The organism is Hominibacterium faecale, assembly GCF_020734085.1.
In the GTDB taxonomy this organism is placed as follows: Bacteria; Bacillota; Clostridia; order Peptostreptococcales; family Anaerovoracaceae; genus Hominibacterium; species Hominibacterium faecale.
In genome coordinates, this window is the sequence record NZ_JAJAGH010000013.1 from 126,328 (window position 1) to 141,175 (window position 14,848).

The following is a 14,848-nucleotide window of genomic DNA, read 5'->3' on the forward strand; positions in this document are numbered from 1 at the left end:
AGCCTCCTGAGCTGCTGGACTTACTGGTCCTTAACCCGTTTCAGATACGCTCCGATATCCAGCCCCATCCCCATTCTATCTATCATTCGAAAGGTCCCCGCCTGTCTTTCTCCTTGTTTGTCCACTCCAACAAGCTGGGCTTCGACAAAGACGGTTCCGTACTTGCTCCTTTTCTTATCATCTATAGAGTAGCCTACGGTACAGGATTCACCTTTTTCCAGATGAATGGGATCCTGGAAGTCGATTTCATCGTAAGGAATATCGTTGATTTCCAGCGATGTGATGACTTGGAATAGTTCCTTCTCATAAGGGATTTCAATTCCTGTGATGTCCATCGGTCTTTTCGCTTTAAAGGCCATCGCCTCATAATTTTCATCATCCTGTGTATAACCCGCTTCTTCTCTGGTGGTAACAAATCCTTTTTCTTTCAGGCTGCATATTTTGACATGCCCCACGTCAGCGGTGGAGGTGCTGCCGTCATCCCAGGTTATCTGTAAATGGTCGAACTCCAGCGGCACCGCCATGCTGGAATCCTCGTTCAGCTTGCTAGTGCCTACGCCCCAGCTGATGGTATGAAGCCGATATCCACTTTCCTCCTCATATTGCTGGTCGTAGATGTAAATGGAAATGTCCGGCGGCGCATCGGGAATTTCAAGGTTTTTTACCTTTTTCTCCCAAGTCTCATCGGTGATGTACTGGGTATCAACATCCATATCTTCCGCACTAATCAGCGACTTAACGAAAACCGGTTCTTCCAGCTTGGGGCCGCACCCGGTCATGGCTGCCGCTGCAAGCACAAGCAGGCATACGGCCGAAAAAACGATCCTTTTCTTTTTCATATATTCTCCTTTTGGCCTTACCGCCAATTTCTAAATCTCGACTGCGATTTTCATAACGCCCGCTTCTCTGTTTTCGAACAGGTCATAAGCGCTGAGGATTTCCTCCAGGGCAAAGGTATGGGTGATCAAGCCTGCAGTATCCAGCCTGCCCTCCTCAATGAGCTGCAGCAACCGTTCACAATGGGCCGCATGGACGCCTCCCGTCTTGAAGGTTAAATTTTTTCCATACATCTGGGGCAGCGGCAGCCGCTGGTCCTCTTCGTACATGGCGACCAGGCACACAATTCCCGATGGGCGGGCCAACTGCCAGGCCAGGTCAAAGGTTCCATCGCCGCCTGCGGCTTCGATTACTCGGTCCGCTCCTCTGCCGCCCGTTTTTTCCATGACCAGTGTTTTTAAATCCTGCCTGCTGCAATCCACCACCTGCGCTGAAATTCCCAGTTTTCTTCCAAACTGTACCCGCTCTTCATCGATATCTGCTAAAATCAGATGTTTCGGCTCATACAAGGAAGCGCACATAGCTGTGCACAGACCCGTAGGGCCGGCACCCAAAATGACTACGGTGTCATTTTTTGTTATCTCTGCCAAATCCGCCGCCCAATATCCGGTGGAGAGAATATCGCCCACAAAAAGCGCCTGCCGGTCTGTGATTGATTGGGGAATCCGGTTGAGTCCGTTGTCCGCATAAGGTACGCGCACATACTCCGCCTGCCCGCCGTCGATGCGGCAGCCCAGGGCCCAGCCGCCGTTCTCATCTGCGCAGTTATTGACCAGCCCCTGCTTGCAGTAAAAGCATTCCCCGCAGAAGGTCTCCACGTTGATGGTTACCCGGTCCCCCGGTTTGACGTTATGAACCTGCTCTCCCGTTTCCTCGACAATGCCCACCATCTCATGTCCCAAAACGATGCCGGGGATCGCCTTGGGTACTGCTCCGTGTTTGATGTGCAGATCGCTGGAACAGATCGATGCCAGAGTTACGCGTACAATGGCATCCGTAGGGAGCTGTAAACTCGGGCGAGGCCGCTCTTCCAACGCCAGCCGATGATTCTTCTTATAAACGAGCGCTTTCATTTCAACCTCCTTCTTCACTCTTTCCGGGCTTGTTTTAGGTATTCCGGTATATTTTCCTCGATCTTAGTATCAGGAGAAATCACAAACACAGCCTCTTGTTTCTTTCCCTGACCATCCTCCCCCATCAGCCGCATGTTGATCCAAATGCGTCCGTACAAGGTCTGAAAGTTGTCATTATAACGGCAATGCACCTTAAATGTCCCGCCCTTTTTCAATTCAATCGGGTGTTGTTCATCTATTTCAGACACCGGTACATCATTGACTGTCAAGCTGGATACCATCTTTTCTACTTCTTCTTGATAGGGGATTTCAATTTGGGTAATTTTCATGTTCCGCGGCGCCTGAAAGGTTTGCGAGTCGTCGATCCGTTTATCTTTTTTATAGTTGCTGTTTGCCTCCTGGGCCTCCAGCATGTCCCGGGCTCCGCTTTGGATTTGAATGCTGCCCACAGCAGCTGTGGTCTTGCTGCCATCATCCCAGGTGATGTTCAGCTTGTTAAAGAAGATCGGCTCTGTCAGTCCCCCCTCTTCCGTAAGGTTGTCGCTGTTTACCCCCAAGTGTGCGGTGTGGAGGGAGTATCCGCTCAGAATCTCGGACTCCTCATCGTAGACAACCGTTTTGATGTCTTTGGGCGCATCGGGGATCTCTACGGATTTTATCTTTTTACTGCCTACCATGCCTGAAATATACATAATGTCCACATCCATGTCATCTGATGAAATGAGACTTTTCACCACCACTGGCTCTTTCATGTAGATGCTGCATCCACAGACCAATGTGATCAGTAGTATGCTGGTCATGATGCCCAGCATGATCTTAATACGTTTTTTCATAGGCTCCTCCTTTTTTCGGTGGCTCTGGTGCTGCCGGATTTACACAATACAGTCTTCTTTTACCAGTATAGCATTGGAGGCTGCTGATTTGAAGGGAGGATTGGGGAAAAGTTGATTTGGATTGGGCTGGTGGCGAGTATGTGCATGGGCCCCGGCGGGCTGCCACGCGTGCCGGGGAGGTGAGGCATCAGAGGCAGGCTGCCCCGCGTGCTGGAGCATATTTCATTTATTTTGCCGATTTCTATTCGAAATGGGCGAATTTATATGGACATTGGTTTCAAATTGCGGTGTTTCGAATAGAAATTGAGAAATTTTTTATATTTTGCTGGCCGGAAGCAAAAAACGTGAGCCGCAGTGCTGGGGAAAAAACTCAAAAAAATTAAATATTTTTACACAAAGCTGTGGGTTTGTGGGGCCTCATTTCGAAAAAGCTGAAGCCTGGCCGCCGACCCTCCGATCTCAGATGGCTCAGGCATTAAAAAAAGTGTAAATTTCAAAAGAAACTTACACTTTTTTCCGCATATAAACGTCTGGCGCTGCTGCATGATACATATCAAAGTGCAGCCGCCCCTGTATGCTATTTTTTATTTCCCGGAAGCCACCGTGTGATTGGAATACGTGTCCCAGTTTGGCTCATAAGTGTCGTCGGCCTGGTTGCCCCAAAGCTTCCATCCATCGCGGATGCCTCTTGCGAACAGCTCCAGATACGGCCCCGGGCTGCATGCTTCAATCAGATCAATGATTTCATCCGGCTTTCGTGAATGTTCCCGCTTCATCGCCCGAACCAGATTAACCTGACTCCTGGCCGGCTGCAAGGTTCGATTGCTCTTTCCTTTAATTCCAAAGAGCAGCAGTTCGGTCACATTGCGGAAATAAAAACCCACGCCTCTGCCGTCCGGGCCGCCGTCTTTTCTGACCTTTTCCCAAACCAGATTTGTCTTATATTCAAATCCCCACGCTTTCATGACTTCCAAACCTTCGGGAAGCAATGCATTGGGCACCCACAGGTATAAATGACTTTTCTCCTCCGCAACGTCATCCACGGGAATTGCTTTGATCGCTTCCAGGGAAAGGGTAGGGTAACGGTTGAGCCGTTTATGCTCCGGCGCCACCTTTCCGGTCCTGTTTTGGAACTGCCACGGCGGGTCAGCAAGGATTGTCTTGAATTTATCCTCTCCGCAGAACGCCTTAAAATTGTCAATTGTATCTATCAAAATTTCTTTATCAGTCATTACCATCCTCCCAATCTTCGATGCATTTGTCGGTGATTCCAATGGCCAGAATCGGGCATCCTCCGTGCCGCCTGGAATCCAGCCGCGGCGTCAGCTTTCCCATCCAGGTTGTACTGGCTCCATATTTTTTCTTGATGGAATTTCCCAACTCTGCAAAAACCTGATTCAGCGACTCGCTCCGGGTAATAATCACGCCTGCGCTGATCACGTCGCACTCGTAATAGGTCCTCATTGCAAATAAATCCCGGTCATATGTCTGGTCTTTGCTGTTCCACTCCACATCGATGGCGACTCTGTTTTTTACATAGTCGATATTATGTCCGTCAATATAGTTTTTGAGTGTCTTTTGCTCGATAGGGCTAGTTTCGAACCGGCCCTTTTTATCGCCCCGCCTTGGGTAAAAATGAACCACCAGGTCGCCCGAGATGCGGATTTCTTGCCACCCCAACGGGTCTAAAATAGCGGAAAATTTGGGAGGAATGGGAGATTCGTTTCCTCCTGACTTTGCAATATCCGTTTTTGTAATCTTTACCTTGCGCAGGGTTTCAATGATCTCATCGAATTCTTTTTGAAACGCCTGAGAAATAATTTCTGCTGCGTGGTTGTAGTTTAAAAGCTCGTACCTTTGCTGTATATCCTCCGGGAACAAATCCTTCCAGGTCTCCATTCTTTTCTCCTCAATTCTTATTTGTCTTTTATTATACGATAAATCTCGACGCCAAACAAGCGTTTGCGCTGCCGGACCATTCTCTTTCTTCCCTCCTTCTGATACCAGCATAACATATGCTATGTACGTTTTTTGGGGCCTATCCAAAACTTTTTTTAAAAATTTTTAAAAGTTTCATGGCGGAGCGCTGCGTCCAGGTTGCAACATCATTGAAATAGGCCCCTGTGGTCTGAAGCCATGGGGCCTATTGGATCATTTTATTTTAGAGGAAATCTTTCCATCTTTTAAAGCTACCATTATTTACAGCGCTTCAACCCCTTGGCGAACTTAAACCCTTCTTCCCTTGAAACCTTTCCAAGCATCTGCATGACGGACTCCTCAGTAATGACATCGATATACCGATCCCCGTTGGAATCCTCATCCTGTACATACAGTATCCGGTCTTTCAGCCTGATCAAATCTCCATCGCCGCTTGCGTTGACAGTGCTGTCATCATCGCTGTTTGCCATCTCAATCAGGCTTAGTTGTTTTTCCCCGTTTTTAAACGTATATTCCGCTGTAAAATCTCCGAATTGGGACTGTTCAACGATCAGGGATTCCAGCTGAAATCCATCGGGAATATACTGGGGTACGTACAAGTTCCCTTCGGCAAAATCGATCGCTCCCTCGATGTCATCCATGCTATTGATCGTAATGGAAGATACCGTCTCGGCCACCTCATTTTCCAGCAGCGCTTCGTCCTGCTCATCTGTGGACAGCCCCGTAGCTGACTTATAAATTCTATGGAGCAGGCCCTTATCCCCATAAACAGTGTCGTCAAAGGCGATCATCGAAATGGTGTTCCCAAGTAAAACCACCAGCAGCACAGCGGCGGCGATGGCGGAATATCGCTTTATGCGCCTGCTTCGTTTGCCAGTTTCCTTCTCCATCTCAATAAAGCTGCGGTTCAACGGAGATGGATTGCCCGCTTGTTTTTGATAATAGTCTTCGGCTGTCTGCTGGATCATTTTAACCCGTTCTTCATGGGTATATGCCCGCTTGCCAGTGCCCATTATTCATCCCTCCCCGTCAATAGTTGATATTCTTTACCCAGTATTTTCAATCCGCGGCCGTAGTATACCCGTACCTTAGCCTCATCTTCGCGGACAATTTCGGCGATCTGGGCAAACTTCAAATCCTGAATCAAACGAAGCTCCAAAAGAAGCCGGTACTTCTCGTGAACCCGTTCAAGGGCCTGCATCAATATCTCCAGACCTTCCTGCGCAAGGATCTGATCCAGAACATCAGCTTCCACCTGCTCCGGATTGTCGATCTCCTCAAACTGATGAAGATCATAACTTTCTTCCTGGAAAGCGCCCCGCTTCTGAGTCATTTGTGCACGAAAATATTTCCGGATCTCATTCATGGCGATTTTCATCAGCCAGGCTCGGCAAGAATCTCCCTTTTTCAGTTGTTCCAGTTTATTCCAGGCCATTTCCATAGTATCTTGGGTAATGTCTTCCGCCAGCTGCCGATCTCCGTCCAGGCGCGAATAGATAAAGTGATAAACCCTGGTATATTCCGGTTCGATCTTCTGATTAAATATATGCTCTTTCCTTCTCAAATTCATTTCTGCACCTATGCTGTAGATTCTGTTTAATAAAACAGATTATATCACATCTGCACAGGAGTTTACTATTTTCAATTCGGCCTTCTACTATATTAGATGCTTTTTATTGGGATTTCGCAACGCGTTTTCTCAGAAAAAACATCTCATTTCATATACCCGAACATTCGGCAGGCTCCTGATGCTCCCGTCCTTAGGATCTCAGCTTCGTTGTCGTCGGTAATCCCTCCCAGTGCGTAAACCTCCAACTGGGTTTCCCGGCAAAGCGCCCTTAGAAAATCCGTACCTTTTCCTGGGAGACCCGGCTTACAATCCGTTTCAAAGATATTGCCGGCGGTCACATAATGGGCTCCGGCCCCCTGCGCAGCCTTCGCTTCTTCAAGGGAATGCACCGACGCCCCGATCAAGGCAAAATCATCAAGCAGCCCCTGGTTTTCCAGGAGCAGAGCCAGTGGAAGGTGAATGGCATCGCAGCCGATCTTCCTTGTCGCCTGTACAAAGGTATGACAAATCAGGCGGATCCCTTGCCGCTGACAGACTTGCTTTACCTTGAGGGCTAACGCTTCATATTCCCATTCTTTCAAGTCCTTTTCACGAAGGATGAGCGCATCGATCCGCCCGCCCAGCAGGGCCGCTTGCTCCCAGAGCGGCCGCGGGCAAAGGCTGCGGTTTGATATGGCAATACGTTTAAACATAGACATAATCATTCATCACAGGCTGCAGACCTCTTTCTTTGATGGCCCTGACCATGTCCTCCACATTTCTTCCATCTGCGATTTCAAACTGATCATCCCCCCGCGGAGCATCGTCCTCCGTGTGGCTGCCGATGCCCGTGCTGACCCCGGCGGAAATTTTCGTGGCCGCAAGGCCGATGACATGATCGCGAAAGCCGGACCGTTCTCTGGTGGAGATGGTCATTCCGGCAAAAGGCATGAACAGGCGATAGGCGCACATTACCTGGAGCAATTCTTTTTCATGGACATCCTTTGGGTTGATATCGGCATGATTGACGATGGGCCTGAGGCGCGGGCAGGAAAAAGAAATTTCCGCATGGGGATACTTTCTTTGAAGGGTATACGCGTGCATACCTGTTGCAAACGCGTCCTTTCGAAAGTCGTCCAGACCCAAAAGCGCAGCAAAGGCCACACCCCGCATTCCGCCCCGCAGCGCCCGTTCCTGCGCATTGAAGCGATATGGGAAAACCCGTTTATGCCCGGCCAAATGGAGAGTTTCATATTTATCCGAATTGTAGGTTTCCTGGAAAACCGTCACATAATCAGCGCCGCATTGGTGCAGGTATGCATAATCTTCCGAATTCATGGGATACACCTCAATCCCCACCATTTTAAAATAATTCCGGGCGATCCTGCATGCCTGGCCGATATACGGTACATCGGATTTGGCCCGGCTTTCTCCGGTGAGGATTAGAATTTCCTCCAAACCAGTGGCAGCGATGGCCTGCATCTCCTTTTCAATCTGCGCCTCATCAAGGCGTGCCCGCTTGATTTGATTGTGGCAGTTAAACCCGCAATAGATGCAATAATTCTCACAGTAGTTCGATATATACAAGGGTGTAAACAGGCAGATACTGTTTCCAAAATGCTTATGCGTCTCGTGCTGTGCCAGCTGAGCCATTTCCTCCAAAAATGGAGCGGCGGCAGGCGACAGCAGGGCTTTGAATTCTTCCGGACCCCGGTTTTCTTTACCCAGCGCCCGATTCACATCGGCGGCCGTATAGCGATGATAATCATAGTTTTCCATGGCTTGCAAGACTTCTTCCATGACCCGGGAGTCCTCCAGATCTTCCATCTCCTGCCAATACTCCATGTGATCGATCTTTGGTTTCATAGTTCCTTCCTCCTATTCCTGCAAGAATCCTGTCAGCGGCGACGATGCTTCGCCGCCTTTTTCCACTACCCGGCCCAAACCGGAAAGATATGCGGCGCGTCCTGCTTCAATGGCCTTTCGGAAAGCCTGGGCCATGGCCGGGATATCCCCTGCGGTCGCTATTGCGGTATTGGCCATGATCGCATCCACGCCCATTTCCATAGCCTCACAAGCCTGGGAAGGCCGCCCGATGCCCGCATCTACGATAATCGGCAGGTCCAGCTCATCCACTAGAATCTGGATAAAGTCTTTGGTGCTGAGCCCTTTGTTGGAACCGATGGGGGCTGCCAAGGGCATGACGGCCGCTGCTCCCGCGCTGGCCAGATCCCTTGCCGCATTCAGATCCGGATACATGTATGGTAATACGACAAAGCCCTCCTTTGACAATATTTCGGTGGCCTTGATGGTTTGGTAATTGTCCGGGAGCAGATACTTTGTATCGTGAATAACTTCGATTTTGACAAAGTCACCGCATCCCAGCTCCCGGGCCAAGCGGGCGATGCGGACTGCTTCCTCTGCGCTTCGCGCGCCGGAAGTGTTGGGAAGCAGGGTAATCCCCTCTGGAATATGGTCGAGAATGTTTCCTTCCCCTGCGGAATTGGCCCGCCTGAGAGCCAAGGTGATAATCTCCGCTCCCGCCTGCCGAATCGCCGCATCGATCAGCTCCACATTATATTTCCCCGATCCGAGAATGAATCTGGAGGAAAAGCTATGTCCTCCAATAACCAGTTTATCTTCTTTCATATCGTTACCTCTCTTCTAAAATCAGTTGAATTATTTTGTTTGCCTGGTGGCCCGCGCACACGGCCACTCTGGGCGCCATCAGGCCGATACCTTGTGCTGCGTCGGAGCATTCATCTCCGCAGACGAAAAAGCGGCTGTTAACCTTCCTCGTATGGATCTGGTCCGCATCCCCATATCCGGCCATGCCGGACCCTGAAACCAGATATGCCTCCGGCAGGCCGCAGAGCACCTGCTGGGCCAGCATGGCCTTATCTTCCGCCCCGTCAAAGGCTTCGCAGATATAGCGGCAACCGCGGAAAACGCTCCAGACGTTATCTTCTGTGATCCTGCCGCTATATAGCTCCAGTTCTATGTAGGGATTCAGCTCTTTCAGCCGCTGGGAAAGGGCTTCTGTTTTCAGCTGTCCCAAATGGCGGATATCATAAACCTGCCGGTTAAGGTTGGAAAGATCAACCTGGTCAAAGTCGACCAGCTTCAGCTTGCCGATTCCCGTTCTTGTCAGCATAACTGCAATGTTGGAGCCCAATCCGCCCAATCCTGCGATTGCCACAGAGGCTTCCTGCAATTTTTCATACACTTCCGGCGAAAAACGCAAGTCGCAGATCGCCTGAAGGTCTTTTTTCGATGGAATCAAATCAGCCGCCTCCTACAAAATGAACGATTTCCAGGGTATCGGCATCCGACAGTTCTCTGAACTTAAAATCGCTCTTGGGCAGAATTTCCCCGTTCAATTCCACTGCCACCCTCTTGGGATCATAACCTTGTCCCTCTAAAAATTGTTCCAGTATCATGTTCTGCTCCAACTTTTTTTCCTCACCGTTAACCTTCAATGATTTCCCTCCTTTTTGACAATCAAAAAGGCGCACGAAGATTCACACCCGAGGTGGTGTGCCCCTTCATGCGCCGTATTGCCGCAATCTCAAATTATGACATGTAATTTTTCCGAGATTATTATAGCATAATCGCTTTTAGCGCACAAGCTATTATTTCCATGAGAGCTTGATCTTTTCATCCGGACAGACATCCAGGCAAAGGCCGCAGCCGCTGCAAAGATTTTTATCAATGGTGATGCCCTGTTCTTTTATGGAAATGGCATCCTCCAAACAACAGCTTTTGCATTTGCTGCAGTCTGTCCGTTGGCAAGGGGAATCAAACATGGCGGCTTTTGCTTCTGTTTTGATTTCCTCAAAGGATTTCAGACCTCCCAGTGCCGCGCCGCGAATCTCCTCAATGTCCTTTATATGATGGCAGTCCAGCCATTCTTCCAAATCCCGGATCACCTTTCCCACCAGATCGTATCCATTGAGAAGGATTCCGGTGGCAATTCCGCCGGCGCAAGCTCCGGCCATGATATGCTCCAGAAGGTTTTTATGATCCATAATGCCACCCATCCCTATGATGGGCAGATTGGTGCTTTGGGCAATCCCTGCCACTGTGGACAAAGCAATGGGCCGGATGGGTGCTCCCGAATAGCCGCCGTAGGTCGGCAAAGCTGCTTTTTGAGTTTCCACGTCAATGCTGAGAATACACCGGATCGTATCAATACCGCTTATGCCCGCGGCCCCGGCTCGTTCAGCGGCTTCTACCACAGCAGGCAGATTACAGGCAGCGCTCACCTTTACCGATACTGGTACGTCTACCGCATTCACCACTTCCCTGGTATACTCATATACCTTATCGGCATCGCCGCATATATTTTCCGGTCCCTGTCCGATGGGGCACGCCAGCCCCAGCTCAATACCATCGATTCCAGTCCGTTCCACCGTTTTGGCCAGATAACGCACTTCCGATGCGGTAGTTCCCATGATGGAAGCAATCAGCTTGGTTTTAGAACCGAATCTTTTGGCCTGCGTGACCGCTTTCAGATCGTTGATCCAGTTTTCCAGCTCCGAGCCGCTGTACAGCCGGATATTCTGAACACCTCCATTGGCCCGGTCATAGGAATATCTGGGACAGGTGTCCGGATAGGATTCACCGACAATGGTCTCTGTGATCAAGGCCCCGGCTCCGCATTCCAGCCCTTTCTTCAGCTTGCTAAGGCCCCTGGTCCATGGTCCCGATGAGATAACGACCGGGTTTTCAATATGGATTCCCATGATCTTTACGTTGTACATATCCTTCTCCTCACCATATTTCCTTCAAACGCTCTTTGTTTCCGCAGGATTTTCTTATTTTTAATCGTGATTTGAGCATGATTGCCTGCGGCTCTTCTCCCTGACCTTCGTACTCGATTAAATCGAACAGGAGCCTCGCAGCGGTCAACCCCATCCGGTAAGAAGGTTTGGTGACTGTGGTAAGCTTGGGTTCCATCACAGCGCCCACTTTCAAATCGTCGAATCCGATAATCGCCAGTTGATCCGGGGTCAGGCCTTCCTGCTTGATCTTTTCCAGTGCGCCGAAAGCCATGGTATCCGTGGCGATGAAGATGGCATCCAGGGCGGAGCAGGTTTCAATTAATTTGCTGGTGGCCGTATATCCGCCTTCCAGCGTATTGTCCGATTTGACGATGAAGCTTTCGTCCACCCTTAAATTGTGCCGTTCCAACGCCCTTTTATAACCCGCCAGTTTTTCGTCATTATCGATCCTGGCATGTTCTGTGAGGATGATTGCGATCTGCTTTCTGCCTTTTTCGATCAGGTAGCTGACCGCCTCTTCCGCAGCGCTGTCATAATCAGTATATACGACGTTTTCCTTCTTCCAGAACGGTGTCTTTCCAACCAGCACAAAAGGGACGTTCTTTTCTTTTATCTTTTTTATCTGATTTTCATCCAGCACCGATGAAGTCAAAATTAATCCATCTATCTTCCGCTCCACCAGATTGGTGATGTGCTCGGATTCAATCCGGGACTCGAATTCCGTATTGCAGAGTATCAGATTGCACCCTTTCTGCCGGGCAACCTGTTCCACACCCTTGGTCATCTCCATATTGGACGGTTCCAAGGTGTCGGGAACCAGCACGCCGATCACGTTGGTCCGCTTGTTCTGCAAATTGCGGGCAAACCAGTTGGGCGTGTAGTTCAGGTCATCCATAACCTTGAGAACCTTTTCTTTTGTTTTTTTCGACACGGTTTGAGGGCTGTTCAGCACCCTGGACACGGTTGTGATGGATACTCCGGCTTTTTCTGCAACTTCCTTGATATTCAAGATCATCGCTCCCTTTTGTTTTTTCTCATTTTACACTACGAGAAAGGGTTTGTACATAGACAAACCCTTTCCCGCATGCTTTATAATTTAAAGTCAACCCACTTGTTTTCACTATACAAAAGGTCGCGTTTGGCCGGCTGGGTTTTGCAAATCACCCTGCCTTTTCTTATTACATGGGTGCATTCGCTTTGCAACCGTATGACATCTTCTTCTGTCTGCGCATCGTAAATGATCAGGTCGGCCGAATTACCCTCCTTTATGCCATAATCGCTCAAACACATGGTTTTCGCTGAGTTTGTCGTGATCATATCAAAGAGCTGCTGTATTTGCGATGCTCCGTTCAGCTGCCCCATATGAAGGAGCAGAAAGGCGGCCTGCAGCATACTGCCTTTTCCCATGGAATACCATGGATCCATGATGGAGTCGTGGCCGATGCAGACATTGATTCCCCGCTCCGACATTTCGTCCACCCTTGTGATGCCCCGCCTTCTGGGATAACCGTCTCTCCGGTTCTGAAGCACGGCGTTGTCGAAAGGATTGGCGATCATGTTCATCTTGGCCTTGGCGATGTTTCCAATGAGTTTATAGGCGTAATCATTGTCGTAGTTGTGCATGGCTGTGGTATGGCTGGCAGCGGACCGCTCTCCCATCCCCCGGTTTATGCTTTCTTTTGCCATCACTTCCACGAATCTGGAGTGGGGGTCCCCCGTCTCATCGATATGAATATCCACCAGCCGGTCATATTTTTCCGCCAGGTCGTAAACCAGTTCCACATCTTTGACCCCATCTTCTCGGGTATATTCAATGTGCGGTGCTCCGCCCACTGCATCCACGCCCATATCGATGGCTTTTCGGAGCAGTTTCTCGTTCATAGGATCGGTAAAGATACCGTTTTGGGGAAATGCCACCACTTGGAGATCGATCAGATCCTTGACCTCTTCTTTAAGCTCCAGCAGGCTTTCCACGGTCAGCAGGGTTGGATCGGTGCAATCTGCATGGGTGCGGACTCGCAGAACACCGTTGGCAATGTACCAATCGATCACCTTTCTGGCATTGGTCTTGAGCAGGTCTTTTGTGAGGTGCTCCCGCCACTCTCCCCATATGTCAATCGCCTCCAGTAATGTTCCTGTTTGATTTTTTCTGGTTAACAGGCCTGCGACCAATACTGCATCCAAGTGGACATGGGGATCTGCGATGGGCGGACAGACTAGATTTCCGTCTGCATCGATCACTTGCGCATCGGGAGCAGCCTTTATCCCTGTTCCTATCTTTTGAAATTTTCCCCGGTCGATCAGTAGATCGGATTGCCTGTTTGTATTGCGAAGTTTTGCATTTTTAATCAGCAACTGTGTCATAAATACCTCCTTAGGTTCTGCCGTTTATACAGCAGATTGCTTCCGGCAAACGTCTGTTTTTTCAAAGCGCATGCTTTTATACGTATTCCGCATCGGGATCAACATCGTGTTCGTCGTTCCATCCGCACTTGACGAAAATCTTGTGGATGATGGGCATTGCGATCATGGCGATCAGTATTCCCTGCAGGGAAGATATGCCGATGTTAAACATGCCGCCGAAATATGCCGCAGCGCATCCCAGCACATATGCGATGACCGGCGCGATCCTCCAGGTTTTAAAATGTATATACGGCAGTTTGGGGATCCTGCCCTTTGATACGAAAAAGTAATCTCCGATAATCACGCCTCCCAGTGGCGGCACGAAGGTTCCCAGCAGGTTGAGCATGGGGATAAAGTAGTTGGAAATGCCCAAAATGGCCATTGCCAGCGCGATGATGATGCCGCCGATGATAAAAGGTTTTTTATTGTTTTTATTGAACATTTCCGCCCCGGCCATACCGAACGCATATGCTGTAGCATTATTGGTGGTCCAGATATTCAAGGTGAGAATGATCAGGGCCCAGAAAACGATTCCCATGGAAATCATCAGCTCGATCAGATCGCCTGTGGCAAATACCAGACCTCCCAGCATGCCGGAAAAGACCATGATTCCGTTGCCGATGAGAAACCCCAGAAGTCCGGCGATAAAGGCCACCTTTCCGTTTTTTGCAAACCTGGCCCAGTTCCCGGCCTGGGTTCCTCCGGAAGCAAAGGTTCCTACAATAACGGTGATCGCTGAGGTGACAGTCATGGTCGAGGTGGGTGTAATGGCCCTGATCGCATCCACGCTTCCTGCATGTCTGATGGCCATGACCATTACCAGAACCATGAGTACGCCCATAAGAGGGATAGCCACATAGGAAACGATGGTCATCGCCCGCACTCCGTAAAGGGCAGTAGCTCCCATAATTACGCCCCAGAAGATAATGAAGAAAACCTTCCATCCGAAGGTATCCAGTCCCAGTGCCATGGCAAAGAGGCTGCCCATATATTCTCCTGTAATGGCATACCAGAAGATTTGGGTTCCGCCGAGAATAATATCGGACCACTTGGCGCCGGCTTTGCCAAAGGTGTATTTTGATTGGAGCACACAGGTAAGCCCGGTCCTGGCTGCGATGCAGCACATGGTAGCTACATAGACGCCCAGGATTAAACTTCCTGCGATGATGATCAAAATGAGATCGTCAAAGGGGAACGCTGCTCCCAACGCGGCGCCGGATGCCATCGTGGGCGTAAAAAAGGTAAATCCAATTAAAACACAGCTGATGGACAGCAAGCTGTTTCGGGCGCTTTTGGGCACATGGTCCAGCGGGTAATCTTTATCCACTTGCTTTTCTCCCGGTTCTTTCATACTTTGCTTATTTAAGTTCATTTTACTCATGGCATTTCCTCCGTCCATATGAGCTTTTGGAAAAATAATTTCATTATTTT

16 protein-coding genes are annotated in these 14,848 nt (G+C 49.6%); all 16 read right to left on the reverse strand.

The genetic code is table 11. The features are described from left to right. Positions 1–20 precede the first annotated feature (20 nt). The 16 genes from LG211_RS17175 to codB all read right to left on the reverse strand — a co-directional run bounded on the left by LG211_RS17175 (position 21) and on the right by codB (position 14,798). Positions 21–839, reverse strand: a complete 819-nt coding sequence (locus tag LG211_RS17175; RefSeq protein WP_269478070.1) for a hypothetical protein — start codon at positions 837–839, stop codon at positions 21–23. Between the two features lie 30 nt (positions 840–869). Beyond that, a complete protein-coding gene (locus LG211_RS17180; protein ID WP_269478071.1) occupies positions 870–1,910 on the reverse strand; it encodes an alcohol dehydrogenase in 1,041 nt (346 codons plus the stop codon). 14 nt (positions 1,911–1,924) lie between these two features. Further along, positions 1,925–2,743, reverse strand: a complete 819-nt coding sequence (locus LG211_RS17185; RefSeq protein WP_269478072.1) for a hypothetical protein — start codon at positions 2,741–2,743, stop codon at positions 1,925–1,927. A gap of 584 nt (positions 2,744–3,327) precedes the next feature. Further along, entirely contained in the window at positions 3,328–3,975 is a 648-nt protein-coding gene (locus LG211_RS17190) for an MT-A70 family methyltransferase (protein WP_148397494.1), read from the reverse strand. Continuing rightward, on the reverse strand, positions 3,968–4,642 hold the full coding sequence (locus LG211_RS17195) for a BglII/BstYI family type II restriction endonuclease (protein ID WP_148397495.1): 675 nt from the start codon (positions 4,640–4,642) through the stop codon (positions 3,968–3,970). Before LG211_RS17195 ends, LG211_RS17190 begins: the two co-directional genes overlap by 8 nt. A gap of 296 nt (positions 4,643–4,938) precedes the next feature. After that, complete coding sequence (locus LG211_RS17200) at positions 4,939–5,694, reverse strand: DUF4367 domain-containing protein (RefSeq protein WP_269478073.1); 756 nt, start codon at positions 5,692–5,694, stop codon at positions 4,939–4,941. Continuing rightward, positions 5,694–6,251: an RNA polymerase sigma factor gene (locus LG211_RS17205; protein ID WP_269478074.1), complete on the reverse strand. Its 558-nt coding sequence runs from the start codon at positions 6,249–6,251 to the stop codon at positions 5,694–5,696. The genes LG211_RS17200 and LG211_RS17205 overlap by 1 nt, the downstream gene beginning before the upstream one ends. Before the next feature lie 143 nt (positions 6,252–6,394). Then, positions 6,395–6,949, reverse strand: a complete 555-nt coding sequence (locus LG211_RS17210) for a thiamine phosphate synthase (protein WP_269478075.1) — start codon at positions 6,947–6,949, stop codon at positions 6,395–6,397. Next, a complete protein-coding gene (gene thiH / locus LG211_RS17215; protein WP_269478076.1) occupies positions 6,936–8,096 on the reverse strand; it encodes a 2-iminoacetate synthase ThiH in 1,161 nt (386 codons plus the stop codon). The genes LG211_RS17210 and thiH overlap by 14 nt, the downstream gene beginning before the upstream one ends. A 12-nt stretch (positions 8,097–8,108) precedes the next feature. Then, positions 8,109–8,879 carry a thiazole synthase gene (locus tag LG211_RS17220; protein ID WP_148397500.1) on the reverse strand — a complete coding sequence of 257 codons (771 nt, stop codon included), beginning with the start codon at positions 8,877–8,879 and terminating at the stop codon, positions 8,109–8,111. 4 nt (positions 8,880–8,883) lie between these two features. After that, entirely contained in the window at positions 8,884–9,513 is a 630-nt protein-coding gene (gene thiF, locus LG211_RS17225) for a sulfur carrier protein ThiS adenylyltransferase ThiF (RefSeq protein ID WP_269478077.1), read from the reverse strand. A gap of 1 nt (position 9,514) precedes the next feature. Then, positions 9,515–9,709, reverse strand: a complete 195-nt coding sequence (gene thiS / locus LG211_RS17230; RefSeq protein ID WP_269478078.1) for a sulfur carrier protein ThiS — start codon at positions 9,707–9,709, stop codon at positions 9,515–9,517. A gap of 153 nt (positions 9,710–9,862) precedes the next feature. Further along, the gene (locus LG211_RS17235; protein WP_269478079.1) at positions 9,863–10,993 is read right to left on the reverse strand and encodes a tRNA-dihydrouridine synthase; all 1,131 of its coding nucleotides are present in this window, start codon (positions 10,991–10,993) and stop codon (positions 9,863–9,865) included. 10 nt (positions 10,994–11,003) lie between these two features. Next, a complete protein-coding gene (locus LG211_RS17240; protein ID WP_269478080.1) occupies positions 11,004–12,023 on the reverse strand; it encodes a LacI family DNA-binding transcriptional regulator in 1,020 nt (339 codons plus the stop codon). Positions 12,024–12,103: 80 nt separating this feature from the next. Further along, positions 12,104–13,378 (reverse strand): cytosine deaminase, encoded by a 1,275-nt coding sequence (locus tag LG211_RS17245; protein WP_269478081.1) that lies wholly within the window; start codon positions 13,376–13,378, stop codon positions 12,104–12,106. Between the two features lie 76 nt (positions 13,379–13,454). Then, positions 13,455–14,798, reverse strand: coding sequence for a cytosine permease (codB, locus tag LG211_RS17250; RefSeq protein ID WP_269478082.1), 1,344 nt, complete (start codon positions 14,796–14,798; stop codon positions 13,455–13,457). Positions 14,799–14,848 lie beyond the last annotated feature (50 nt).

Bases quoted from the DNA above. Each gene is read 5' to 3' on its own strand.
- thiH (WP_269478076.1), bottom strand. From the start codon at position 8,096: ATGAAACCAAAGATCGATCACATGGAGTATTGGCAGGAGATGGAAGAT.
- LG211_RS17180 (WP_269478071.1), bottom strand. From the start codon at position 1,910: ATGAAAGCGCTCGTTTATAAGAAGAATCATCGGCTGGCGTTGGAAGAG.
- codB (WP_269478082.1), bottom strand. From the start codon at position 14,798: ATGAGTAAAATGAACTTAAATAAGCAAAGTATGAAAGAACCGGGAGAA.
- LG211_RS17200 (WP_269478073.1), bottom strand. From the start codon at position 5,694: ATGGGCACTGGCAAGCGGGCATATACCCATGAAGAACGGGTTAAAATG.
- LG211_RS17190 (WP_148397494.1), bottom strand. From the start codon at position 3,975: ATGACTGATAAAGAAATTTTGATAGATACAATTGACAATTTTAAGGCG.
- LG211_RS17235 (WP_269478079.1), bottom strand. From the start codon at position 10,993: ATGTACAACGTAAAGATCATGGGAATCCATATTGAAAACCCGGTCGTT.
- LG211_RS17220 (WP_148397500.1), bottom strand. From the start codon at position 8,879: ATGAAAGAAGATAAACTGGTTATTGGAGGACATAGCTTTTCCTCCAGA.
- LG211_RS17210 (WP_269478075.1), bottom strand. From the start codon at position 6,949: ATGTCTATGTTTAAACGTATTGCCATATCAAACCGCAGCCTTTGCCCG.
- LG211_RS17245 (WP_269478081.1), bottom strand. From the start codon at position 13,378: ATGACACAGTTGCTGATTAAAAATGCAAAACTTCGCAATACAAACAGG.
- LG211_RS17185 (WP_269478072.1), bottom strand. From the start codon at position 2,743: ATGAAAAAACGTATTAAGATCATGCTGGGCATCATGACCAGCATACTA.
- LG211_RS17195 (WP_148397495.1), bottom strand. From the start codon at position 4,642: ATGGAGACCTGGAAGGATTTGTTCCCGGAGGATATACAGCAAAGGTAC.
- LG211_RS17175 (WP_269478070.1), bottom strand. From the start codon at position 839: ATGAAAAAGAAAAGGATCGTTTTTTCGGCCGTATGCCTGCTTGTGCTT.
- LG211_RS17205 (WP_269478074.1), bottom strand. From the start codon at position 6,251: ATGAATTTGAGAAGGAAAGAGCATATATTTAATCAGAAGATCGAACCG.